We start from the raw sequence: 24,025 nt of genomic DNA on the forward strand, positions 1-24,025 counted from the left end.
GCCCGGAACCGGGCGGTTACTCGCCGAAGGCGAGGGCCGTCGCCGTCGCCAGGGCGCTCGGGACCGCGGCGAGGTACGCGTGCGCGACGTCCCACGGCTCCAGGCCGGTGGCCGCGACGGCCGCGGTGTCGTTCTCCTCGTGCGCGAGCACGGCGGCCAGCACCTGGCCCAGCCGGCCCTCGCGCCGCAGCAGCGCCGAGCTCAGCGCGTCGGAGACGCCCGTGCGCGCGACGAGCTCGGTGAGGTCGATGCCCTGCTGGGCGGCGACCGCGGACAGCAGTCCGACGGTGTACCCGGCGTCGTCCGCGGCGATCGTGTGGCAGGTCATGGCGCGGGTCAGGATCGACCACAGCGTGCCGACCGAGGCGGGCTTGGCGTCGATGAGCGACGCGATGGCGAGCGCGTGCAGCTGCCGCGGGCCGACCAGGACGACGGCCTGCAGCACCGAGTCGATCTCGCGCCGCAGCCCGAACGCCGAGGAGTTCACCAGGTGCAGCACCCGCATGGACAGCTCGGGGTCGGAGGCGACGGTGCGCACGACGGTCTGCTGGTCGACCTGCTCCTCGGACAGCACGCGCAGCAGCTCGAGGCACTGCAGCTCGCCCGCGGAGAACGACCGGCGGGTGACCGGGGGGTCGCGGTGGAACATCGGGCCCTGGAGCAGGTCGGCGCCGATGGACTGGGCGATCTCGAGCCGCTCGGTGGTGTCGGTGTGCTCGGCGACGACCGTCGCGCCGGCGGCGTGCGCGCGGGCGACCAGCTCGGCGCAGTGGTCGGCGCCGCGCTGCAGGTCGACCTTGACGATCTGCACCCGGTCCAGGAGCCGGTCCTGGGCGAGGGAGCCGTCGTAGTCGGCGAGCGCGAGCCGGCTGCCGCGGGCCGTGGCGGCGGCGAGCAGCTCGTCGACGTCGGGGCGCCGGGCGAGCGACGGGGTGATCTCGAGCATCAGCCGGTCGGCGTCGTACCAGACGGCCGCGGTGCCCGACAGCAGCCCGGCGGTCGCGCGGAGCAGCACGGGCTTGTCGCCCGCGAGGCCGGTCAGGTCGAGGCGCCGGTAGGCGGCCTCGACGGCCACCTCGGTGCTCTCGTCCGGCAGCGACGCGCCGGTCGGCCCGCTGACCAGGACCCGCACGGCGTAGCCGTACACGGAGCGGTCGTGGTGCACGACCGGCTGCCGCAGCACGGTGGTCTCGCCGCCGCCGATGGGGATCGGGCTGCCGCTCGCGGCGCGCGGGGACCCGGCGTCGGCACCGAGGGTCGAGGTCATCACGATCTCCAGGTCGGGTCGGGGCGAGGGGTCAGGCGGCCGGCGCGAGCGGTGCCCGCAGCGGCCAGTCCTCGGTGAGGACGGTCTGCACGGCGGCGCCCGTCACCGGGTCGACGACGAGGGGGGCCAGCAGGTTCGCGGTGGGCGGCTCGCCGCCGTCGGCCGGGCGCACGACGACCAGGCGCACGGCGTGCTCGCGGTCGGCGCCGATCGCGGCGAGGACGTCGCCGGCGATCGCCGGGGCGTACTCGGGGAAGAACGCGTCGGGGTCGACGACGAACAGCCGGACCGGGCGGGCGCCCGCGGGCTCGGCGCGCAGCGCGTACAGGACGCCGACGTCGTCCAGCGGGGTGAGCGTGAAGTCCTCGTACCCCGCGAGGCCCGGCATGGGCGCGCGCAGGTGGAGGTGCTCGGGCAGGTGGGTGCGACGCGGGGCGTCGGCGAGCTCAGCGGTCATCGGAGGAAGTCCAGGAGAGTCGGCTGGAGGACCTTGGCGCCCGCGGCGAGGGCGCCCTTGTAGGCGACCTCCTGCGCACCGAGGTCCAGGATGATCTGGGCGAGGTCGATGTCCTGCACCGCGCTGAGCCGCGTGGTCGCGGTCAGCGTGCTCTGCGAGATGAGGTCCTGGGCGGCGTCGATCTGGTTCTGCCGCGCGCCGACCGAGGCGACCTCGGTCGTCATCGCGTCGAGGTGGCCGTCGATCGCGTCCAGCTGGTCCGACGGGTCGCCGCCGGCGCGGAGCGTGGCCGCGATGGAGTCCAGCAGCGCGAACACGGAGTCCGTGCCCTCGCCGAACACGGCCGCCCCGGAGGAGTCGACCCGGATGTTCGTGCCGCTGGCGACCGTGCGGGTGACCGTGCCGTCGACGCCGGCGCCCGAGAACGTGTACGCGGGGTCCGGGGCGCCGACCGGCGTGGTGCCGTCGGTGAACGCGGTGCCCGCGGTCGTCCCCGCGAACACGGAGCGCCCGAGGTAGGTGGTGTTGGCCTGGGCCAGCAGGTTGTCCCGCAGGCCCTCGATCTCCTGGGCGAGCGCGACCCGCGAGTTGATGCCGAGCGCGCCGTTGCCGCCCTGGACCGTGAGGTCGCGGGCCTTGCGCAGCGTGGACAGCGAGGTGGTGAGCGCGTCGTTGATCGTCGTGAGCCACGCCTCGCCGTCGGAGGCGTTCCGGTCGTACTGCGCCAGCTGGCGCTGCTCGCCCTGCAGGCGGAGCACGTCCGCGGTGCCGGACGGGTCGTCGGACGCGGCGTTGATCTTCTTGCCGGAGGACATCTGCGCCTGCAGGTCCGCCATCCGCTGCAGGTTGCCCTGCACGTTGTTGAGCGTCGAGTTCCGCACCGTGAAGTGCGTGACGCGGCCGATCGTGGTCATCGGCCCACCACCCCCGTCCGGTTGATCAGCGTGTCGAGCATCTCGTCGACGGCCGTGAGCACGCGGGCCGCCCCCTCGTAGGCCCGCTGGAACGCGAGCATGTTGACGGTCTCCTCGTCGGTGTCGACGGAGGTCTGCGCGAGCTGCGCGGCGGACGCGGTGGACCGCGCCGCCTCGGCGACGGTGGCCCGCGAGGAGGCGCTGGCCGACTGGACGCCGAGGTCCACCACGAAGGCGGCCCAGGTGGCGTCGGCGCCGGAGGTGGACTTCGCCAGCGCGGCCAGCTCCCGGCCGACGCTGCTGTCGTGCGCGCCCTTGCCGGCCGCGGCGACCGCGACGCCGGCGGGGTCGGTGATGGCGACGGCCAGGCTGCGGGCGGGGTTCGTCGTGTCGTACGTGAAGAAGGCACCGCCCGTGGTCGGGCCGCCGTAGCCGTCGATCGTGTAGCCGGTCGTGTGGATCTTGTTGACCGAGTCGGCGAGGGTCTGGGCGACGGCGTCGACCTGCGCCGCGGCGCTGGTGAGCACGCCGCCCTCGCTCTGCGGGGCGAGCGTCGTCAGCAGGCCCGCGACACGCCCGCCCTCGATGCCGGCGGGGTTGTCGTTGCGGGCCCAGACGATCGACACGGGCTCGGCGCCGGCCTTCATCGCGTCGCCGAGCGACGCGGGGCTCTTGCCCGAGACGGCGAGCTGGTTGGCGGTGCTCCCGGAGACCAGGGCGTTGCCGGCGACCATGACGTCGACGGAGCCGTCGTCGCGGATCCGCGCGGAGGCCCCGACCAGGCCGGACAGCTGCGTGACGAGCTGGTCGCGCTGGTCCATCAGCTCGTTCGCCGAGCCGCCCGCGTTGGTGATCGCGAGGATGCGGGTGTTCAGGTCCGCGACGTTGGCCGCGGTGGTGTTGACCTGGGTCACGAGCGCCGAGGTGGTGGTCAGCGCCTGCTGCCACTGGGTGCCGATGTCCTGGTGCATCGTCGAGAGCCGGTCGGCGACGGCCTTGCCGCGCTGGAGCAGCACGGAGCGCGCGGAGTCGGAGGTCGGGTCGTTCACGACGTCGGACCAGGAGCTCCAGAAGGCCGACAGGTCCTTGGAGAAGCCCGTGGCGCTCGGCTCGCCGATCGTGGTCTCGAGCGTCTTGTACTCGGTGGCCACCGCGGCGAGCCGCGAGGCGCCGGACGTCTCGTTGCGGACGCGGGCGTCGAGGAACGCGTCCCCGAGCCGGTCGATGCCGGTCACGGCGGTGCCGATGCCGACGCCGTTGCTCGTCGAGAACATCGACGGCACGGTGGCGGCCGGCAGGGAGGCCATCGCGGCGCGCTGCCGGGTGTACCCGACGGTGTTCGCGTTCGCGATGTTCTGCCCCGACACCTCGAGCGCCTGGCGCTGCGCGATCAGGGAGCTGAGGGCGGTGCCCAGTCCGGAGAAGGTGCTCAACGGGTCCTCTTCCTCGGGTGTCTCAGGTCGGGTGGCCTAGGCGGCCGGGTCAGAAGGACCGGTCGAGCAGCTGCGCGCTGCGGTCGGCCTCGGCCGTGGTGTGGCCCTGGGGGTCGTACGTCTGCACCGACTCCTGCAGCGACATGAGCGTCTCCTGCGTGGCGCGGTGCGACATGGCGAGCAGCTCGCGGTTGCCGTCAGCCAGCTGGCCGATCTCGGTGGTGAGCTGCACGAAGGCGTCGCGGTGCGCCTGCAGCAGGTCGTCCCACGGGCTGGGGGCGTGCTCGGCGAGGGTCCGCAGCGTGGCGCCCGGCTCCAGGCCGAGCTCCAGGGCGACGGCGTCGGCCTCGACGGAGCGGCCGAGCTCGGCGTCCCGGATCTGCTCCAGGACCGTCTCGACCTCCCGCGTGGCGTGGGCCAGCCACCGCGTGCGCCCGCTGGTGAGCACGAGCTGCTCCTCCTCGAGCTTGAACAGCAGCAGCTCGAGCAGGCGGCGCTCGGTCCACAGGACGTCGGACAGCTGGCTCAGGGCCATCGGGCGTTCCCCCTTCGAAGCAGCGGTGGTGCGGTCGGGACGCCCGGCTCGGGGTGCCGGCCGCGGCGTGATGCCTCTCCTATCGGGACGGGGCGGGGGGTCCTGAGCGAAACCGGACACCTCGTGGTCACCCGCGCGTCGCCGCCCCGGCGGGCCGGGTTGAACCGACTGGTCAGTCCGTGTATCTGACAGGACAGCGATGTCCAGAGTGTGACGTGTGTCACAACTCCTCATCTGTGGCCGGAACTATGTCGGCGGATGTCCGATTTGTCTTTCCGGTACGTCCGAAATGGCCGCGGAAGTCGCATAGATCGGGTCCTCAGGAACTTCAGAACAAAGGCTCAAGCCGGGTTTCACCCCCGCCGAGAACCGGTTCGTGAACAGCTCTGCAGCCACCCCCGCCGCCGACGACCTCGTCGTCGCGCACATGCCGATCGTGGGGTACCACGTGAGCGAGGTCCTCTCCCGGGTCCCCGCCACCGTCAGCCGGGAGGACCTCGTGTCCGCCGGCCACCTCGCGCTGGTGCTCGCCGCCCGCGCGTACGACCCGGAGACGGGCGTCCCCTTCCCCCGGTACGCCGCGCTGCGCATCCGCGGCGCGCTGATCGACGAGCTGCGCTCGATGGACTGGGCGTCCCGCGGCGCCCGGCACCGCGCCCGCGAGCTGTCCGCGGCGAGCGACCGCCTCACCGCGACGCTGGGCCGGACCCCGACCCGCGAGGAGCTGGCGAGCGCGCTGGGCACCGACCTCGCCGCGGTGGACCAGGCCCGCCAGGACGCCGAGCGCCGCGTGCTGTCGATGGACGCCACCGTGCACCCGGTCGCGGACCTCGTCCGCGACGAGGCGCCCGGCCCGGAGGACAACGTGATCATCGGCGAGCGGCTGCGCTACCTGCGCGCCGCGGTCGACACGCTGCCCGACCGGCTGCGCACCGTCATCGAGGGCCTGTTCCTGCAGGACCGGTCGGTCGCGGAGCTGGCCGACGAGCTGGGCGTCACCCAGTCCCGGATCAGCCAGCTGCGCACCGAGGGCCTGGCCCTGATGCGCGACGGGCTGAACGCCAGCCTCGACCCCGAGCTGGTCCCGGTCGCCGAGCGCCCGGACGGTGTCGCCGAGCGTCGCCGCCGGACCTACTTCGCCGCGGTCGCCTCGCGCGCCGCCATGACCGCCGCCGGCCACCGCGCCGAGGAGGCCCGGACCGTCCCGACGCCGTTCGAGGGCTCCGACCGCATCACCACCGCCGCGGTCTGAGACCGCCCGCGCGCCGGGCCGCCGGCGCGCAGCAGCAGCAGCACGTTCACGCACGCCCGAGGGCGCCGTCCGCAGCACGCGGGCGGCGCCCTCGTCGCGTCCGGGGACCGCCGGGGCCGGGCGTGCCCCGTCCGAACGCTCAGGAGCCGCGTGACGGCGCCGATCGGCAGGGCAGTCACCCGACCGGAGGAACGTCATGCCTGCACGCCCCACCGTCTCCGCCGTCCTCATCGTCAAGGACGAGGAGGCCGTGCTGGACGAGTGCCTCGCGTCCGTCGCCTGGGCCGACGAGGTCGTCGTCTACGACACCGGCTCCTCGGACCGCACCGTCGAGATCGCCCGGCGGCACACCGGCGTCGTCGTCGAGGGCTACTGGGACGACGACTTCGGCGCCGCGCGCAACCGCGCGCTCGCGCACGCGACCGGCGACTGGGTGCTCTCCGTCGACGCGGACGAGGTGGTGACGGGCGACGCCGAGGCGTTCCGCGCCGCGCTCGGCCGGGACGGCGGGGTGGCGCACACCGTGCTGATCCGGAACCTGGCCGCGGGCCCCGCGCTGCCGCTCGGCCTGGGCGCGGCGGACACCGTGCTGGCCGGGTCCCGCGTGTTCCGGCGCGACCTGCACGCCTGGGCGGGCCGACTGCACGAGCAGCCCGTGCTGCTCGCGACGGGGCGCCCCGCCGACGTCCAGCGCCCCGCCGCCGGCATCGAGCTGCGGCACAGCGGCTACCGGCCTGACGTCGTCGCGGAGAAGGACAAGGGTGCCCGGAACGTCGAGCTCGCCCGCGCGCAGGTCGCCGCGGCGCGGGAGGCCGGCGACGCCGTCGCGCTCGAGCTGCACCGGGTCGACCTCGCGCGCTCGCTGCAGATGTCCGGGGACCACGCCGGTGCCCTGGCAGAGGCGGACGCGCTGCGCGCCGCGGGATTCGCCTCCCCGCGCAACGCGGTGCTCCTCGCGCGGTCGGTCTACCTGGCCGGTGTCGTGCTGGGCGACGACGCTGCCGCGGACCGCTGGCTCGGCGTCTGGGAGGCGAACGACGACAACCCGGCGTTCGCGCTCGCGACCCGCGCGCAGGTGCTGGCGGAGCGCGGGGACGCCGTCGGCGCGCTCGCCGCGCTCGAGCGGATCCCGACCACCACGGTCAACGGCCACGGCGAACGGGTCGACCGGGCGACTCTGGTGACGACCGAGCTGTGGGCGCGCACGGTCACGGGTGACCGCCGGCGCGCGGTCCTCGCGGCGCTGCACGCGATCCGGCGCGGCGTCGCCCCGGGCGCGGCCGGGGGGCTGGTGCGCGTGCTCACCCCGGACGAGTGCCGGTGCCTGCTGGCCGAGATGCCCGACGCGATGTGGCGGCAGTACGTGACATGGTGCGCCATGGACGCGACCGCCGAGGCCCGCACATTCCTCGGCTGGATGCAGGAGGTGCGGCCCGGCGACGCCGCCGTGGCGGCCGGCGCGGCGCACCTCGCGCCGACCATGCCGCTCGAGGAGGCGGCCGAGTGGTCCGCGGACCTGCGCGGCGCCGGCCGGGCCGAGGCGTGCCCGCTGGTGCTGATCGCGGCCGACCCGCAGGGGGACCCGCGCCAGCGCGCGCTGGCCGGCGCCCTGGCGTACAGCGCCTACGGCGACGAGCGCGGCCTCGCGGGCCTGGAGGACGCCCTCGCGCACGTGCGTGCCGAGGACGAGGCGGAGCTGCTGGCGGAGCTGCAGATCGTGGCCCCCGGCCTGGTCGGCGCCGCCGCCTGACGAACTTCGGATCCGTCGCGGAAAACTTCTCAGAGGTCCCGGCGGGCATCCGATGACCAGGGTGTGCCCACGGACGGGCCGCCCCTGAGCCCACTCACGGAGGAAGAACCATCATGGCTCTCTCGATCAACCAGAACATCGCGGCGCTGAACTCGTACCGCAACCTGTCCAACACGCAGAACGACCTGAGCAAGTCGCTCGAGAAGCTGTCGAGCGGCCTGCGCATCAACCGCGCGGCGGACGACGCTGCTGGTCTGGCGATCTCCGAGGGCCTGCGTGCCCAGATCGGCGGCACCAAGCAGGCCGTGCGCAACGCCCAGGACGGCATCTCCGTCGTCCAGACCGCTGAGGGCGCGCTCACCGAGACGCACTCGATCCTGCAGCGCATGCGGACCCTGTCCGTGCAGGCGGCGAACGACGGTGGCCTCTCCGAGACCGCCAAGGGCAACATCCAGGACGAGATGGACCAGCTCAAGACCGAGCTGACCCGCATCTCCGACACCACGCAGTTCAACGGCACCAAGCTGCTGGACGGCAACTACTCGGGCACGTTCCAGGTCGGCGCCAACACGTCCGACCAGGACAAGATCACCGTCGACCTCAAGCGCACCGGCGGCCTGTCCGCCACGGGCCTGGACGTCAACGGCATCGACGTGACCGCTGTCGCGACGGACGCGAGCTCGGCCGTCGTGACCAACGCGGTCGTCGGCACCGCCGGCTCGGTCGCCGTCACGGCCGACCCGACCGACCTGGAGGCCCTGAAGGCGCTGAACGGCACCGTGACGGTCGGCTCCAAGTCCTTCGACCTGGCCTCGGTGGACTACACCGGCGTCACGGACGCGGCCGGTGCGCTGACGAAGATCACCGCCGCGGCGGCCAAGGTGTTCGGCACCTCGGTCACGGTGGCGGCCGCCGGCACCACCGGCGTCTCCTTCACGGGCCAGACCCCGGCCACCGGGGCCACGGCCTCCGAGGTCGCGGCGGCGTCCCCGGTCTTCAGCCAGAAGTCCGGTGCGACCGAGGCCATCCAGAAGATCGACGCGGCCATCACCGACGTGTCGAAGGTGCGTTCGCAGCTCGGTGCGGTCCAGAACCGCTTCGACCACACCATCAACAACCTCAACGTGGCGGTCGAGAACCTGACCTCCTCGGAGAGCCGGATCCGCGACACCGACATGGCGTCCGAGATGGTCTCGTTCACCCGGGCGCAGATCCTCTCGCAGGCCGGCACGGCGATGCTCGCGCAGGCCAAGTCGATCCCGCAGAGCGTGCTCCAGCTCCTCCAGTGAGCCGTCCGGCTCCGGCCCGTCCACCCTCGCGGTGAGCGGGCCGGGGTCGGCGTCCCGCCGAGGGCGCACGTGAAGCAGGACCAGCACGACCGACCCGGGCGGTGGTGGACGCACCGTCCACCGCCGCCCGCGTCGCATCTCGGCCCCGATCCCCGGGGCACCCGCAGGACCCCGCACCAGGAGGACACCCCCCGATGGCCGGCATCACCTTCAGCACCGGGCTGATCAGCAACTTCCCCACGGCAGACCTGATCGACTCCACCATCGCGCTGGAGGCCAACCAGCAGACGCTGCTCTCGAAGAAGAAGAGCACGCTGTCGTCGCAGTCCACCGCGCTGCAGGCCCTCAACACCAAGGTCGCGTCGCTGACCGCCGCCGCCAAGGCCGCGGCGACCGCCTCGTCCTGGGAGGCCGTCAAGGCGAAGTCCTCCGCCGAGTCGGTCACCGCGACCACCACCTCCGACGCCCGCCCGTCGAGCGTCTCGTTCCGGGTCGACTCGGTCGCGGCGTCGCAGTCGACGCTGTACACGCTGCCGACGGCCTACTCCTCGGACACCCCGACCTTCACGCTGACCGGTGCCGACGGCGAGACCGTCTCGGTCAAGGCGCTGAGCAGCAACATCGGCGACATCGTCGCCGCCTTCAACGCCGAGGGCACCGGCGTCAAGGCGTCCGCCCTCAACGTCGGCACCGCCGCCGCGCCGGAGTACCGGCTGCAGCTGACCGGGACCGAGACGGGCAAGGGGAACACCTTCAGCATGACGGTGGACAACGCCGGGTCGGACACGACGTTCGAGGAGAAGACGATCCGCCCCGCCTCGGATGCCGAGATCGTCCTGTGGCCCGGCAGCGGCGCCGAGCAGAAGGTGAAGTCGTCCAAGAACGTCTTCGAGAACCTCGTCACCGGCGTCAACGTCACGGTGACCGCCAAGACGACCGACCCGGTGACCGTCGACGTGACCCGGGACGACTCCAAGCTGTCCGCGCTCGCGCAGGCACTGGTGAACAACCTCAACGCCGTGCTGGGCGACATCACGTCCTACACGACCAGCAAGACCGGGACGAACGACGAGGGCACCGCGATCGTCACCGCGGGTCTGTTCTCCGGGAACGCGACGGTGCGCGCCCTGCAGCAGTCGCTGCTGGCCGCCGGGTCGAACTCCGCGAGCAACACCTCGCTGGCCGGCATCGGCATCTCGCTCGGCAAGGACGGCACCTTCGCGTTCGACGCCACCGTGTTCCAGACGGCGCTCACGAACGACCCCGACGCGGTGAGCAAGGCCGTGCAGGGTGTCGCCGGCTCGCTGCAGAAGATCGGCGAGGTCGCGTCCGACTCCGCCAAGGGCACGCTGACCCTGCAGGTCCAGAGCTACGACAGCGAGGTCAAGGACCTCACCGACCGCATCGCCGACTGGGACATCCGGCTGGAGGCGCGACGCGCCTCGCTGACCCAGATGTACGCGGCGATGGAGGTCCAGCTGTCGAACCTGAACTCCCAGTCCGACTACCTGACCACCCAGCTGAAGCAGCTCTCGGGCTCCTCCGACTGACCCGAGCCCTGCAGGAAGGACCGCCGTGTACGACGCCCGGACCCGGTTCCTCGCCGACGCGGTCGCGACCGCGGGACCGGCGAAGCTCCTCACCATGCTGTACGACCGGCTGCTGCTCGATCTGGAGCGCGCGGAGGTCGCGCTCCGCGCGGGCGACCGCGCCACGGGGACGCAGCAGCTGGCCCACGCGCAGGAGATCGTCGCGGAGTTCATCGCGAACCTGAACGTGGCCGAGTGGGAGGGCGGCGACCGGCTGCTCTCGGTCTACACGTTCCTGCTCTCCGAGATGATCGGCGCGAGCATGGCCGGCGACGCCGACCGCGCCGCCGCGTGCCGCGGCCTGGTCGCGCCGCTGGCCGACGCCTGGCGCGAGGCCGCGCTCACGGTCGCGAACGACGTCCCGACGCAGCGTCGCGCCCCCGCCTTCGACACGGCCGAGACCGGCACCGGGGTGCTCGGTGTCGGCTGACACGGCGGTCGCGCCCGTCGAGCGCAGCACCGCCGGGACCGCCCTCGACGCCGACGGCCGGTCCGCGCAGCACGCGGCCGACCGCGAGGCGCCCGACCCCGGACGCGCCGGCCGCGAGGCCGCCTGGGTGGCGGCGCTCGCCGAGATGGAGCTCGAGGCCGAGCGCGCCGAGGTCCTGCTGGCCGGCGCCCAGAGCGCGGAGGCCCCCACGGAGGCCGACGTCGCCCTCACCGCGCCCTGGCGCACCCCCCGCGGGCTCGGCCCGCTGCCCGTCGCGCTCGCGCCGCGGGCCGCCGCGCTGGTCGAGCGCCAGCGCGACCTCGTGCGCCGGACCGCCGACCAGCTCGCCGAGCACCGCCGCCGGCTGCGCACCGCCGACGGGCTGCGCACGCGCCCGGCCCCGGCCCCGGCCTACCTCGACGTCGAGGGCTGAGACCGGCCCGCGGGCCTGGGTGCCAGCACCCACAAAGGCCGCCGGACATTCTCCGGCAAATTCGGACAACCCGTTCGAATCGCGTCCGCCGCGCGAGTGATCCGCGACATTTCTCGGGCGCACGCCTCAGCACGACCCGCGCCCCGCCGATGGGACGCGTGAGCACGGATCGCTCGCGCAGCAGGCCACGGATTAGGCCGACCAGGACCAACCTCGGGTGAGGGTGACCCTGCATGGGCATGTTCGACTCCGTCAGCTACGTCGCGATCAACAGCGCGCTCGACGGCCTGGCCGCGCGCCAGCGCGCCATCGCCGAGAACGTGGCGAACATCCAGACCCCTGGCTACCACGCCAAGAAGGTCCAGTTCGAGGACGCCCTCGCCCGCGCGGTCTCCGCCGGCACCGGCGCCGCGTCGGCCACCACGGCCCGCTCCCTCGAGCCCACCCGCCTCGACGGCAACAACGTCAACCTCGACGAGGAGACGCTGCTGAACGTCGACACCCAGCTGCGCTACCAGCTCGCGACCCAGGCCGTGGACGGCACGTTCTCCGGCGTCCGCACCGCGATGAGGACCTCCTGATGACGACGTTCGGGGCGATCGGCATCGCCAGCACCGGCATGACCGTGTACCGCAAGTGGATCGACGCGGTCAGCGACAACCTCGCCAACATGAACAACGCGACCGCCACCTCGGAGGCCGCCTACCAGGCCAAGTACGTCGTGGCGTCGGAGATCTCCTCCGCGAACGGCGGTGGCGCGCAGGTGTCCGGCATCGCGCTCGGCCCCGCCGAGGGCCGCGTGGTCTACGAGCCGACCAACCCGCTCGCGGACGAGGACGGCTACGTGCGGTACCCCGAGGTCGACATGGCCTCCCAGATGACGCAGCTGATCATGGCGCAGCGCGGCTACCAGGCGAACGCGGCGGTCGTGGACCGCGCGAAGTCGTCCTACGAGGCGGCGCTGCAGATCGGACGGAACTCGTGAGCATCCAGCCCGTCAGCGGGGTGTCCGGCGTGACCGGACCCTCCTCCCTCTCCGAGCTGTCGGACCTCGCCGGCCTGCAGGGCCTCGGCGCGACCGGCGCGACCGGCACCGCCGGGGCCGACGGCGGGTTCGCCGCGGCGCTCGGCGCCGTCGACCACGTCCAGCAGCTCCAGTCCACGAGCCAGGCGCTCGCCGTCCAGGCCGTCACCGGCGACCTCGACGACGTGCACGACTACACGATCGCGTCGTCCGAGGCGAAGCTCGCCCTCGAGCTCACCGCCGCCGTGCGCAACAAGGCCGTCGACGCGTTCACCGAGATCATGAGGATGCAGGCCTGATGCCCGCCCAGGTGAAGTCCCTGTTCGGCCGCATGAGCGGCGCGGTGAAGCAGTTCTCGCTCCCGCAGAAGACCTTCGCGATCATCGCTGTCGCCGCGATCCTGCTCGGCGGGTTCGCGATCTACTCGTGGGCCTCGAAGCCCACGCTGGCCCCGCTGTTCTCCGGGCTGTCCGCCACCGACGCGTCGGCCGTGGTCGACCAGCTGTCGGCCGAGGGCGTGTCCTACGAGCTGACCGACGGCGGCGGCACGGTCATGGTGCCGCAGGACAAGCTGTACTCGATGCGGCTCAAGCTCGCCGCCGCGGGGCTGCCCGCCAACGCCGAGGGCGACGGCTACTCGCTGCTCGACGGGATGTCGATGACGTCCAGCGAGTTCCAGCAGCAGACCACCTACACCCGCGCCCTGGAGGGCGAGCTCGCGAAGACGGTCGGCGCCATGTCCGGCGTCGAGGCCGCCACGGTCAAGCTCGCGCTGCCCGAGGACTCGGTGTTCGTCTCGCAGCAGCAGGACCCGACGGCGTCGGTGTTCGTGCGCACCAAGACCGGCACCCAGCTCAGCAACGACCAGGTCGAGGCGATCGTCCACCTGGTGTCGGCCGGCATCGAGGGCATGAAGGCCACCGACGTGGCCGTCGTCGACTCCACCGGCAAGGTGCTGTCCGAGGTCGGCACCGGGCTCACCGGCGGCACCGGCGACGAGGCCACCTCGGCCTACGAGCAGCGGGTCACCGGCGCCGTGCAGGCGCTGCTGGACCAGGTCGTCGGCGCGGGCAAGTCCGCCGTGACCGTCACCGCCTCGCTGAACCAGGACCAGACCCAGCGCACCTCCGAGGAGTTCTCGGCCACCGAGAACACCCCGCCGCTCGTGTCCTCGACGACGACCGAGGAGTACACGGGCTCGGGCTCCGGCACCGCCACCGGCGTGCTCGGCCCGGACAACATCGCGGTGCCCACGGGCGAGGGCGACGGCACCGGCTCCTACACGAACACCACCGAGGACGTCAGCAACGCGGTGAACAAGGTCACCGAGGTCACCACGGTGGCCCCGGGCACGGTCGAGAAGCAGTCGCTCGCGGTGCTGGTCGACCAGAACGCCGCGGCCGGCATCGACCTGAACCAGCTCACGGCGACCCTGACCGCCGCCGCGGGCATCGACACGACGCGCGGCGACACCATCGCGGTGCAGGCCATGGCCTTCGACACCACGGGCGCCGACGCCGCGGCGGAGGCCCTCGCGGCCGCCGACGCCCAGGCCGAGGCCGACCGCCGCGCGGACCTGCTCCGGCAGGCGGTGATCGCCGGCGCCCTGCTGCTGGTCGTGATCGTGGTCGCGATCGTGCTGGCCCGTCGCTCGCGGCGGAGCAAGCGCGAGGCGCTGGACATCGGCGAGCTCCCGCTGATGGACGGCCCCGACCCGGCCGCCGAGCTCGACGAGCTGCCCGAGATCCCGCCGGCCCTGCCCGGGCCCGCCGAGATCGACCCGGTCGCCGAGTCGCTCGCGGTCAAGCGCGCCGAGATCGCCGCGCTCGCCGACGAGCAGCCCGAGGAGGTCGCGGACCTCCTGCGCGGCTGGCTGACCCCCGCCGGGCGGCGCTGATGTCCACCGCCACGCTGACCGGCACCCAGAAGGCCGCCATGCTGCTGCTGCAGCTCGGCCGGGAGCGCGCCGCCAAGGTCATGGCCAAGCTCGAGACCGCCGAGATCGAGGAGCTCACCGCCGAGATCATGCGGCTGGAGCGCGTGGACGCGACGGTCGCGGACGAGGTCGTCGAGGAGTTCTACGCCGCGTCGGCCATCGGCCCGAGCGTCAACGGCGGCCTCGGCTACGCCACCCAGCTGCTGGAGGGCGCCCTCGGCCGCGACGAGGCCGCGGGCATGATCGAGCGCCTGCAGACCTCGATGGCCGGCCAGCCGTTCGAGTTCCTGCAGCACGCCGACGCCCGCCAGGTGCTGTCCCTGCTGAACGGCGAGCACCCGCAGGCCGTCGCGCTGGTGCTCGCGCACCTGCGCCCCGAGCACGCGTCCGCGATCCTGGCCGGCCTGCCGTCGGACCAGCAGTCCGAGGTCGCGCACCGCATCGCCCTGATGGAGCGCGCGTCCCCGGACGTCGTCGCGGTCATCGCCGAGTCGATGCAGCGCAAGGCCTCCACCGTGCTGACCCCGAACGAGCTGTCCGCCGTCGGCGGCGTGCAGCCGCTGGTCGAGATCATCAACCGCGCCGACCCGACCACCGAGAAGCTCATCCTCGAGGGGCTGCAGAGCCGCGACGAGGCGCTGGCCGACGAGGTGCGCAGCCGGATGTTCGTCTTCGGCGACATCGTGCTGCTCGAGGACCGCGCGATGCAGCTGGTGCTGCGCCAGGTCGAGACCAACGAGCTGTCGGTCGCCCTGAAGGGCGCGTCGCCCGAGGTGCGGGACAAGATCCTGCGCAACCTGTCCGAGCGCGCCCGGGAGAACCTCGAGGAGGAGATCGAGCTGCTCGGCCCGGTCCGCCTCTCGCAGGTGGAGGAGGCCCGTGCGGGCATCGTCCAGGCGATCCGCCGCCTCGAGGAGTCGGGCCAGATCGTGATCCGGCGCGAGGGCGAGGACGAGTATGTCTCCTGAGCCCCGCACCTTCACGCAGGCGTTCGGCGGCTCCGCGGCCGGGCTCGCGACGGCCGAGCCGTCGCGCGCCGAGGGCTACGCCGCGGGGTACGCGGCCGGCTACGCCGCGGGCGCCCGGGAGGCCGCCCGTGCCGCCGAGGCCCAGGCGGCCCGCGTGCAGCGCGAGCGCGCCGAGGCCGACGCGCGGCGCGCCGCCGAGCACGCCGACGCCCTCGCCGTGCTGGCCCGGAGCGCCCGGGCCGCGGCCGACCGCAGCGCGCCGGTGCTCGCGTCCGCCGAGCACGCGCTGCACGCGGCCGCGCTCGACCTGGCCGCGGCCCTGCTCGGCGCCGAGCTGTCGGACGCGCCGACGTCCGCCGCGGCGGCGCTCGCCCGGGTCCGCACGCTGGACCCGGCGCGGGAGGTGCACACCGTCCGGCTGCACCCGCGGGACCTCGCGGTGCTGCGCGCGGCGCTCGTGGGCGGGCTCCCGGAGGGCGAGGCCCCGGCCGGCGGCGACGTCCTGGCCGGGCTGCCCGACCTGACCGGCGTCGAGCTCGTCGCGGACCCGTCGCTCGCGCCCGGCGACGCCGTGGGCGAGTTCCCCGACGGCTACCTCGACGCGCGCCTCGGCGCGGCGCTCGACCGCGCCCGGGCGGCCCTCGCCGCCGGCGCCGGGGAGGCCGGAGCCGCATGAGCACGCCCACCGCCGCCGCCGTGCTGCCGACCCCGCGCGACGGGGCCGCCGCGCCCGCGGCCGCCGCGCCCGGGACCGCCGGCACCGCGCCGGTCGTCGCCCCGGCGCCCGCCGCGCACGACGCCGCGCTGCTGCGCACCCCCGCGTGGGGCGCGGCGCTCGGCGCCGCCCGGCCGGAGCGCGTCGGCACCGTCCGCGGCGTCGTCGGCCTGACGGTCGAGGTCGCCGGCACCGGTGCGGCCGTCGGCGAGCTCGTCGCCATCGACCCGGGCGACGGCACCGAGGTGCCCGCCGAGGTCGTCGCGACCGGCCACGGCTCCGCGCAGGCGATGCCGCTCGGCCCGACGCACGGCCTGCGTGCCGGGATGCCGGTGCGCCCGCGGGGCACCGCGCTGACGGCGCCGGTCGGCCCCGGCCTGCTCGGCCGGGTGCTCGACGGGCTCGGCCGGCCGATCGACGGCAAGGGCCCGCTGCTGGGCGTCGGCGCCGCCGAGGTGACGGGGCACGCCCCGCACCCGCTGGCCCGCGCCCGCGTCGCCCAGCCGCTCGACCTCGGCGTGCGGGTGCTCGACACCCTGGTCACCGCCGGCCGCGGTCAGCGCCTCGGCCTGTTCGCCGGCTCCGGCGTCGGCAAGTCGTCCCTGCTGTCGATGATCGCCCGCGGCACCGACGCGCAGGTCTCCGTGATCGCCCTGGTCGGCGAGCGCGGGCGCGAGGTGCGCGAGTTCCTCGAGGACGACCTCGGCCCCGAGGGCCTGGCCCGGTCGGTCGTCGTCGTGGCGACCTCCGACGAGCCGCCGCTCGTCCGGCTGCGCTCCGCGTTCGTCGCGACCCGGATCGCCGAGTGGTTCCGCGACCGCGGCGACGACGTCGTGCTGATGATGGACTCGCTGACCCGCGTCGCCATGGCGCAGCGCGAGATCGGTCTGTCCGTCGGCGAGCCCCCGGCCACCCGCGGCTACCCGCCGAGCACGTTCGCGCTGCTCGCCCAGCTGCTGGAGCGCGCGGGCACCGGTGCGACCGGCTCGGTCACCGGCCTGTACACCGTGCTGGTGGACGGCGACGACCACAACGAGCCGATCGCCGACGCCGCGCGGTCCATCCTCGACGGCCACGTCGTGCTGGAGCGGTCGCTCGCGGTCGCCGGGCACTTCCCGTCCGTCGACGCGCTGGCCTCGATCTCCCGCGTCGCCTCCCGCGTGACCGGCCCGGACCAGAAGGCCGCCGCCACCCGGCTCCGCCGCGTGATGGCCGCGCGCCGCCAGGCCCAGGACCTGCTCGACGTCGGCGCCTACGTCGCCGGGTCGAACCCGCTGGTGGACGCCGCCGTCGCGCACGGCGCGGACATCGACGCCTTCCTCCGGCAGGGCATGGACGAGCGCGCGCCGTCGGCCGACTCCTGGGCGCGGCTCGGTGCGCTCGTCGCCGCGATGGGGGACCTGCCGTGAGCCGCGCCTTCCGGCTGGCCGGGCTGCTGCGCCTCCGCGCGCTCGCCGAGGAGCAGGCCGCCGCCCAGCGCGCGACCAGTGCCCGCGGCCGCGACGCCGCCGTGGCGCGCGCCGCCGCGACCGAGGCCGCGCTCGGCTCCGCGGTGTTCCCGCAGGGCGCCGACCCCCGCGGCGTGCAGGCCGTCGTCGCCAGCCGGCTCGCGCTGTCCGCGCTGCTGGTCGACCGGCGCGCGCAGGTGCTCGTCGCGCAGGACGAGGTCGCCGCCGACGCGGCGTGGTCCGCCGCGCGCACGCAGACCCGCACGCTCGAGAAGCTGCAGGAGAAGCACGAGACGGTCGTCCGCGCCGAGGAGCAGCGGGGCCGAGCAGGTCGTGCTGGACGAGGTCGCCGGCCGCCGCCGCGCCGCGGTGCCCGCCGGGGCCGACGCGGAGGGGGACCGGTGACCGGGGGAGTGGCGGCGGTGCAGGCCCGCATCGCGGAGATCCGCGCGTACGTGGAGCCGGCGGCAGTGGCGGTCGCGTCGACGTCCTCGACGGCGTCCTCGGCGACGTCGGCCTCCGGGTCCGTGACCGCCGGCACCGACTTCGCCACCGCGCTCGCGCAGCTCACCGGCGCCGCCGGCGCCGACCTCGGCACCGTGCCCAAGAACGCGCTGTCCACGACGGTCACCGGCCAGGACCTGGTCGAGGCCGCGAAGAAGTACCTCGGCACGCCCTACGTCTGGGGCGGCGAGTCGCTCGCGGAGGGCGGCCTGGACTGCTCCGGGCTGGTGCTCCGGTCGCTCGCCGACCTCGGCATCACCTCCGGGGTGCCCCGGGTCGCCCGCGACCAGGCGACCCTCGGGGAGTCGGTGCCGTCGCTCGACCAGGCGCTCCCCGGGGACCTGGTCGTGCTCAACGGCGGGAAGCACATCGGCATCTACGTCGGCGACGGGAAGATGATCGACGCCCCGAAGCCGGGGAAGTCGGTGACCATCCGCGACGTGTACGCCGAGCCGACCACGATCCGGCGGGTCCTGCCGCAGGCCGCCGCCACCCCGACGGCCGCCCCGGCCTCCGCCGCGCTGTCCTCCGCGCTCGCGAGCACCGCCGCCGGGCAGAACGCGCTGGCGCTGCTCACCGGCTCCGCCGGCTCGACCGCCGCGTCGGGCGCGACCGGCTCGCTCACCCAGGCGCTCGGCGCCCTCGGCTCCGGCTCGGCCGGCGCCGGCACCTCGACCTCGTCCCTGCTCACGTCCCTCTGGGGGGCCGCCTCGTGACCATCAGCACGCTTCCCGCCGCCCCGGCGCGCGCCGCCGGCGCCGCGTCGGCCGGCGCCGCCGGGCGCTCGGCCTCGACCGGGTTCGACGCCGTCCTGCAGGGTGCGCTCGCCGCCGGCCCGCAGGACCGGGCCGCGCAGCCGGACCGGTCGTCCGCCGACCGCCCCGCCGCCGACCGCACCGCCGCCGACCGCACCGCGGGCCGGCCCGCCGACCGCCCGGGCGCCGACCGCGCCGGGGCCGACCGGACGCGCGGCACGGACCGCGCCGGCCGCCCCGATCGCGGGCACGGCACGGACCGCGCCGACCGCGCCGGCACGGAGCCCGCGACGGACGCCGCCGCGGGACCCGACGCCGGCGCCGAGGCCGACCCGGCCGCCGCCGACGCCGCGACCGTCGTCGACCCCGCCGCCGCGACCGCCGCGCAGCCGGTCGTGCTGCCGGCCGCCGCGGCCCCGGCACCGGCCGCCGCGGTCGCCCCCGAGGTCGCCGCCGCGCTCGCCGCCCAGGCGCCCGCCGCCGCCCCCGCCGACGCCGAGGCCACGCCGGCGCCCGCGGCCACGGCAGGTACCGCGACCTCCGCGGGCCCGGCCCCGGTCGCGCAGGCCGCCGGCCCGGTCCCCGCGACCGCCCCCGCCGCACCCGCGGCCGCGACGTCCGCCGAGCCGGCCGCCGCCGACGCCGCCCCGGCGAGCCCGGCTCCCGCCGGTGCCCCGGCGGCCGCGCCCGCCGCGGCCCCCGTGACCCCGGCTCCCGCCGGCCGTCCCGCCGACGCCGCGGCCGCCGCGACGGCCACCGCGCCCGCCGCACCGGCCGTCGAGACCCCGGCGACCGCGTCGGCCGCCGAGCCCGCCCGCGCCGCCGCACCGGCGGACGACGCGGCCCCCGCGCCGGCGCCGACCGCCCCCGCGGCCGCCCCGGCGGCGCTGCAGGTCGGCACCGTCCAGCACCGGGTGGCCGCGGCCGCCGCCGCGCCGGCCCCGCTGTCGGACCAGCTGACCGCCAAGATCGGCGAGCAGCTCCCCGCGCTCCGCGCCGCGGGCAACGGCCAGCACGTGCTCACGCTCCACGTCGACCCGGAGCACTTCGGGCCGGTCAAGGTCGTCGCGCACATCACGGCCGAGGCCGTGCGCGTCGAGCTGGTCGGCGCGACGGACGCCGCCCGGGACGCGCTCAAGCAGTCGCTGCCCGACCTGCGCCGCGACCTCGCCGCCACCGGCCTGTCCTCGGACGTCCGGCTCGGCGCCGACGGCGCGGGCTCCGGCGCCGGCGACCGCGCCGGCACCGACGCCGCCGGCCGCCGCGCGGCGGGCCTGCCGGACGGCGCCCGCCCCGGCGCCCCGGCGGCCGACGTCCCCGCACCCACCCGCACGTCGGCGCACGCCGGCGGCCTCGACCTGCTCGTCTGACCGGAGGGATCCCCCGTGACCGCCATCCCCGTCTCGTACATCGGTGGCTCGACCGCCGACGCGACCGCGGCGACCACCAGCACCCCGAGCAAGACGCTCGACAAGGACACGTTCCTCAAGCTCCTGGTCGCGCAGCTGTCCAACCAGGACCCGAGCAGCCCGATGGACACCAGCGACATGATGGCGCAGACCACGCAGCTGTCGATGATGGAGTCCCTCTCGGAGATCCAGGCGTCGTCCCGCGAGCAGTTCGGGCTCCAGATGCGGATGGCCGCCGCCGACCTCGTCGGCCAGCAGGTCACCTGGAAGGACGCCGACGGGAAGACCCAGACCGGCGTCGTCTCCGGCGTCGACTACTCCGCCAGCGTGCCGACCCTGACCGTCGGGAAGACCCAGCTCCCGCTCGACGCCGTCGCGACCGTCACCCCGGCCGGCAGCACGCCGCCCGCCGCGGACGACGACGCGACCACCCCCACCGACTCCACGACCACCGCCTGACCGCGGTCCGGCCCACCCCACCCGAAGGGAACCACCATGCTCCGCTCCCTCTTCTCCGGCATCAGCGGTCTGCGCAGCCACCAGACGATGCTCGACGTCACCGGCAACAACATCGCCAACGTCAACACGACCGGCTTCAAGGCGTCCCAGATCCAGTTCCAGGACACCCTGAGCCAGATGCTCAACGCGGCCTCCGGCCCGCAGGACGGCGTCGGCGGCCAGAACCCCGCGCAGGTCGGCCTCGGCGTGCAGGTCGCGGGCATCACCACCAACTTCACGCAGGGCGCCGCGCAGCTCACCGGCCGCAGCACCGACATGATGATCTCCGGCGACGGCTTCTTCGTCGTCCGCCAGGGCACGCAGCAGTACTACACGCGCGCCGGCTCGTTCGACTTCGACTCGACCGGCCAGATGGTGCTGCCGGGCGACGGCGCGATGGTCCAGGGCTGGGCCGCGGACGCCAACGGCGTCATCGACACCTCCCGCGCGGTCGGCGACATCAAGGTCGGCGTCGGCACGGTCATGCCGGCCAAGGCCACCACCCGCACGCCGTTCTCCGGCAACCTGCAGGCGGACGCCGAGACGGGCAAGACCAAGACCGTCTCGGTCAAGGCGTACGACGCGCTGGGCAACGCCCGCGAGGTCGAGCTCGAGTTCGTCAAGGGCGCCACCGGCTGGACCATGACGGCGACCGACGGCACCGCGACCTACCCGGCGACGGGCTCCGTGGCGCTGACCTTCGACGCCGCGGGCAACCCGACGTTCGCCGACACCACGTTCGCGCTCGGCGGCGTGACCGTCGACCTCACCGGCATCACGGGCATGGCCGGCGTCGACACCATCGCGGCGGACAAGCAGGACGGCTACGCCGCCGGCATCCTCGAGTCGTTCACCCTCGGCTCGGACGGCACGATCAACGGCGCGTTCAGCAACGGCCTCAAGCAGGACCTCGGCCGGATCGCCATGGCGTCGTTCACCAACCCCTCCGGCCTGTCGAAGGCGGGCGGCTCGCTGTTCACCACCACGGTGAACTCGGGCGACCCGCAGATCGGCTCCGCCGGCACCGGCGGCCGCGGCACCATGTCGTCCGGCTCGCTCGAGATGAGCAACGTGGACCTGTCCACGGAGTTCACGCAGCTGATCATCGCGCAGCGCGGCTTCCAGGCGAACTCCCGCGTGATCACCACCTCGGACGAGGTGCTCCAGGAGCTCGTCAACCTCAAGCGCTGACGCGCACCGCCGCCCGTGCCCTGCCGACCCACGCGGTCGGCGGGGCCGGGAGCGTGCCTCCACCGCGGGCCGCACGGCCCCGGAATCCAGCCTCCGAACCGCGCAGAACCCCTCAGCGACCGGGCCCCGCGTCCGATGGGCAGGGGGAGCGGCACACGGACGGGCCGCGGCGGCGCCACGCCGCACACGCACCACCAGGGACGGGACACCGCTGTGATCATCGTGACGCGCCTCAACGGGGCCCAGTTCGGGGTCAACCCCGACCTGCTCCAGCGCGTCGACAGCGCGCCCGACACCATCCTGACCCTCATCGACGGGACGAAGTACATCGTCCGCGAGTCGATGGCCGAGGTCATCGCGCGGGTCAACGAGCACCGCGCCCAGCTCCTGGCCCGCGCCCAGGAGATCCAGGCCGCGCCGACGCCCACGGTCGAGCTGGTCCGCGACACCGCCGCCGGCGGCGCGCCGGGCCCCGCCGAGGACGACGGCGACGAGCCGCTCGCCGACCCCGTCCCCCTGCGACCGAGGAGCCGCTGACATGGATCCCGCCGGTTTCATCGGACTGGTCGTCGCCTTCGGCGCGATCTTCACCGCCCTCATCATGGAGGGGGCGGACCCGATGTCGATCTTCCTCCTGCCGCCGCTCATCCTGGTGTGGCTGGGCACCATCGGCGTCGGCATCGCCGGTCACACGCTGAAGGACGTCATCGAGTCCTACAAGGCGGTGCCGCGGTCCTTCCTGAAGAAGGTGCCGGACCCGACCACGACCGTGGACACCCTGGTCGACCTGGCCGACCGCGCCCGGCGCGAGGGCCTGCTCGCGCTCGAGGACGCCGCCAAGGACATCGACGACCCGTTCCTGCGCGGCGGCCTGCAGGCCGCGATCGACGGCACGGACCCCGACGACCTGCGGATGATCCTCGAGGACAAGATCGCGACGAAGCGGACCAAGGAGAAGGTCTGGTCCAAGTACTTCGCCGACATGGGCGGCTACGCGCCGACCATCGGCATCATCGGCACGGTCATCTCGCTGGTGCACGTGCTGGAGAACCTCTCGGACCCGGCCTCCCTCGGCCACTCGATCGCCGCGGCGTTCGTCGCCACCCTCTGGGGCATCCTGTCGGCCAACGTCGTCTGGCTGCCGATCGGCGCCCGCATCAAGCGGTTCTCCGACCTGGAGTGCGCGCAGATGGAGGTCACGCTGGAGGGCCTGCTGGCCGTCCAGGCCGGCGCCAACCCGCGCCTGGTGGGTGAGCGGCTGCGCAGCCTGCTGCCCGACGAGCCCGCGGCCAAGGAAGCCGCGTGAGCTCCGGCCACGGCGGCCGCGGCCGCGGCCGCCGCGGGGGGCACGAGGAGGAGCACGTCAACCACGAGCGCTGGCTCGTGTCCTACTCGGACATGATCACCGTGCTCATGGCGCTGTTCATCGTCCTGTTCGCCATCAGCCAGGTCGACCAGGAGAAGTACGTCGCCCTCAAGGCGTCGCTGGCGGCCGGGTTCGGCGACGGGTCGGTGAACCAGTCGGTCCTCGACGGCACGGACGGCACGCTGGACGGGCTCTCGATCACCGAGGACCAGCCCGACGCGGGCACCTCCGGGATCGTGGACGCCGACGAGGGCCTCGGCCTGCAGGCGTCCGACCCCGCGCCGCAGACCTCCGCCGACCCGACCCAGGTCGACCCGAGCGTGCTCGCGGCGGCCCAGGCCGAGGCGGCCCACCTCGACGAGGTGCGCGAGCACATCCTCCAGGCGCTGACCGGCGCCGGCCTGCAGGACCAGGTCCGGTTCCGGGTGGACGAGCGCGGTCTGGTGCTCGGGCTGGTCGCGGACGACGTGTTCTTCGCGCAGGGGTCGGCGACGCTGACCCCCACCGCGGGGCAGGTCCTGGACCTGGCGGCGCCCACGCTCGTGGCCCTCCAGGAGCAGATCTCGGTGGAGGGCCACGCGAACACCATCCCGATCTCGGGGCGCTACGCCACGAACTGGGAGCTCTCCTCCGACCGCGCCACCCAGGTGCTGCGGTACCTGGTGGAGCGCGACGGCATGCCGGGCACCCGCATCCAGGCGGTGGGCTACGGCGACACCCGGCCCCTGGTGCAGGGGACCGGCGAGGACGCGATGACCGCCAACCGGCGGGTCGACATGGTCATTCTCAGCGCGGCACCCGAGGCGGTGCGCGCCCTGCTGCCCGCGGTGGCAGCCGGAAGCACGACGGGAGGGTAGGGGCG

At 74.6% G+C, this 24,025-nt stretch carries 25 protein-coding genes; 20 read left to right on the plus strand and 5 right to left on the minus strand.

Features of this window, described 5'->3' with window-relative positions:
* Positions 1–16: 16 nt before the first annotated feature.
* From FKM96_RS12610 to flgN, 5 genes are read right to left on the minus strand one after another with little or no spacing between them, the layout of a single operon-like run.
* Entirely contained in the window at positions 17–1,267 is a 1,251-nt protein-coding gene (locus FKM96_RS12610) for an EAL and HDOD domain-containing protein (RefSeq protein WP_147795523.1), read from the minus strand.
* A gap of 31 nt (positions 1,268–1,298) precedes the next feature.
* Positions 1,299–1,724, minus strand: a complete 426-nt coding sequence (locus tag FKM96_RS12615) for a flagellar assembly protein FliW (protein WP_147795524.1) — start codon at positions 1,722–1,724, stop codon at positions 1,299–1,301.
* Entirely contained in the window at positions 1,721–2,638 is a 918-nt protein-coding gene (gene flgL, locus FKM96_RS12620) for a flagellar hook-associated protein FlgL (protein ID WP_147795525.1), read from the minus strand. The genes FKM96_RS12615 and flgL overlap by 4 nt, the downstream gene beginning before the upstream one ends.
* Positions 2,635–4,071, minus strand: coding sequence for a flagellar hook-associated protein FlgK (flgK, locus tag FKM96_RS12625; protein WP_147795526.1), 1,437 nt, complete (start codon positions 4,069–4,071; stop codon positions 2,635–2,637). Before flgK ends, flgL begins: the two co-directional genes overlap by 4 nt.
* A 49-nt stretch (positions 4,072–4,120) precedes the next feature.
* Positions 4,121–4,606, minus strand: coding sequence for a flagellar export chaperone FlgN (gene flgN / locus FKM96_RS12630; RefSeq protein WP_147795527.1), 486 nt, complete (start codon positions 4,604–4,606; stop codon positions 4,121–4,123).
* 376 nt (positions 4,607–4,982) lie between these two features.
* On the opposite strand from flgN, the gene FKM96_RS12635 reads away from it, so the two are divergent.
* From FKM96_RS12635 to FKM96_RS12730, 20 genes are all read left to right on the plus strand, one after another.
* Positions 4,983–5,858: a sigma-70 family RNA polymerase sigma factor gene (locus FKM96_RS12635; protein ID WP_246854965.1), complete on the plus strand. Its 876-nt coding sequence runs from the start codon at positions 4,983–4,985 to the stop codon at positions 5,856–5,858.
* Positions 5,859–6,054: 196 nt separating this feature from the next.
* Positions 6,055–7,608, plus strand: coding sequence for a glycosyltransferase family 2 protein (locus tag FKM96_RS12640; protein WP_147795528.1), 1,554 nt, complete (start codon positions 6,055–6,057; stop codon positions 7,606–7,608).
* A 113-nt stretch (positions 7,609–7,721) separates the two neighbouring features.
* Positions 7,722–8,897, plus strand: a complete 1,176-nt coding sequence (locus tag FKM96_RS12645; RefSeq protein WP_147795529.1) for a flagellin — start codon at positions 7,722–7,724, stop codon at positions 8,895–8,897.
* A 194-nt stretch (positions 8,898–9,091) separates the two neighbouring features.
* A complete protein-coding gene (gene fliD / locus FKM96_RS12650; protein ID WP_147795530.1) occupies positions 9,092–10,447 on the plus strand; it encodes a flagellar filament capping protein FliD in 1,356 nt (451 codons plus the stop codon).
* Positions 10,448–10,472: 25 nt separating this feature from the next.
* Positions 10,473–10,916: a flagellar export chaperone FliS gene (fliS, locus tag FKM96_RS12655; RefSeq protein ID WP_147795531.1), complete on the plus strand. Its 444-nt coding sequence runs from the start codon at positions 10,473–10,475 to the stop codon at positions 10,914–10,916.
* Positions 10,906–11,349 carry a hypothetical protein gene (locus FKM96_RS12660; protein ID WP_147795532.1) on the plus strand — a complete coding sequence of 148 codons (444 nt, stop codon included), beginning with the start codon at positions 10,906–10,908 and terminating at the stop codon, positions 11,347–11,349. Before fliS ends, FKM96_RS12660 begins: the two co-directional genes overlap by 11 nt.
* Positions 11,350–11,588: 239 nt before the next feature.
* Positions 11,589–11,930 carry a flagellar basal body protein gene (locus FKM96_RS12665; protein WP_147797101.1) on the plus strand — a complete coding sequence of 114 codons (342 nt, stop codon included), beginning with the start codon at positions 11,589–11,591 and terminating at the stop codon, positions 11,928–11,930.
* Entirely contained in the window at positions 11,930–12,334 is a 405-nt protein-coding gene (locus tag FKM96_RS12670) for a flagellar basal body rod protein FlgC (RefSeq protein ID WP_147795533.1), read from the plus strand. The genes FKM96_RS12665 and FKM96_RS12670 overlap by 1 nt, the downstream gene beginning before the upstream one ends.
* Entirely contained in the window at positions 12,331–12,672 is a 342-nt protein-coding gene (locus FKM96_RS12675) for a flagellar hook-basal body complex protein FliE (protein WP_147795534.1), read from the plus strand. Before FKM96_RS12670 ends, FKM96_RS12675 begins: the two co-directional genes overlap by 4 nt.
* On the plus strand, positions 12,672–14,270 hold the full coding sequence (gene fliF, locus FKM96_RS12680; protein ID WP_147795535.1) for a flagellar basal-body MS-ring/collar protein FliF: 1,599 nt from the start codon (positions 12,672–12,674) through the stop codon (positions 14,268–14,270). The genes FKM96_RS12675 and fliF overlap by 1 nt, the downstream gene beginning before the upstream one ends.
* Positions 14,270–15,277 carry a flagellar motor switch protein FliG gene (fliG, locus tag FKM96_RS12685; protein WP_147795536.1) on the plus strand — a complete coding sequence of 336 codons (1,008 nt, stop codon included), beginning with the start codon at positions 14,270–14,272 and terminating at the stop codon, positions 15,275–15,277. Before fliF ends, fliG begins: the two co-directional genes overlap by 1 nt.
* Positions 15,267–15,953: a FliH/SctL family protein gene (locus FKM96_RS12690; protein WP_147795537.1), complete on the plus strand. Its 687-nt coding sequence runs from the start codon at positions 15,267–15,269 to the stop codon at positions 15,951–15,953. The genes fliG and FKM96_RS12690 overlap by 11 nt, the downstream gene beginning before the upstream one ends.
* Positions 15,950–17,401 (plus strand): FliI/YscN family ATPase, encoded by a 1,452-nt coding sequence (locus tag FKM96_RS12695; protein ID WP_147795538.1) that lies wholly within the window; start codon positions 15,950–15,952, stop codon positions 17,399–17,401. The genes FKM96_RS12690 and FKM96_RS12695 overlap by 4 nt, the downstream gene beginning before the upstream one ends.
* Positions 17,398–18,660, plus strand: coding sequence for a C40 family peptidase (locus FKM96_RS21610; RefSeq protein ID WP_246854966.1), 1,263 nt, complete (start codon positions 17,398–17,400; stop codon positions 18,658–18,660). Before FKM96_RS12695 ends, FKM96_RS21610 begins: the two co-directional genes overlap by 4 nt.
* Entirely contained in the window at positions 18,657–20,069 is a 1,413-nt protein-coding gene (locus FKM96_RS21965; protein ID WP_147795539.1) for a flagellar hook-length control protein FliK, read from the plus strand. Before FKM96_RS21610 ends, FKM96_RS21965 begins: the two co-directional genes overlap by 4 nt.
* A 15-nt stretch (positions 20,070–20,084) precedes the next feature.
* Complete coding sequence (locus tag FKM96_RS12710) at positions 20,085–20,567, plus strand: flagellar hook assembly protein FlgD (protein ID WP_147795540.1); 483 nt, start codon at positions 20,085–20,087, stop codon at positions 20,565–20,567.
* A gap of 36 nt (positions 20,568–20,603) precedes the next feature.
* The gene (locus FKM96_RS12715; protein ID WP_147795541.1) at positions 20,604–21,797 is read left to right on the plus strand and encodes a flagellar hook protein FlgE; all 1,194 of its coding nucleotides are present in this window, start codon (positions 20,604–20,606) and stop codon (positions 21,795–21,797) included.
* A gap of 213 nt (positions 21,798–22,010) precedes the next feature.
* Complete coding sequence (locus tag FKM96_RS12720) at positions 22,011–22,334, plus strand: flagellar FlbD family protein (RefSeq protein WP_147795542.1); 324 nt, start codon at positions 22,011–22,013, stop codon at positions 22,332–22,334.
* Position 22,335: 1 nt separating this feature from the next.
* Entirely contained in the window at positions 22,336–23,103 is a 768-nt protein-coding gene (locus FKM96_RS12725) for a motility protein A (protein WP_147795543.1), read from the plus strand.
* Entirely contained in the window at positions 23,100–24,020 is a 921-nt protein-coding gene (locus FKM96_RS12730; protein WP_147795544.1) for a flagellar motor protein MotB, read from the plus strand. The genes FKM96_RS12725 and FKM96_RS12730 overlap by 4 nt, the downstream gene beginning before the upstream one ends.
* The last annotated feature ends 5 nt before the right edge of the window (positions 24,021–24,025 follow it).

This window comes from Cellulomonas sp. Y8 (assembly GCF_008033115.1).
In the GTDB taxonomy this organism is placed as follows: domain Bacteria; phylum Actinomycetota; class Actinomycetes; order Actinomycetales; family Cellulomonadaceae; genus Cellulomonas.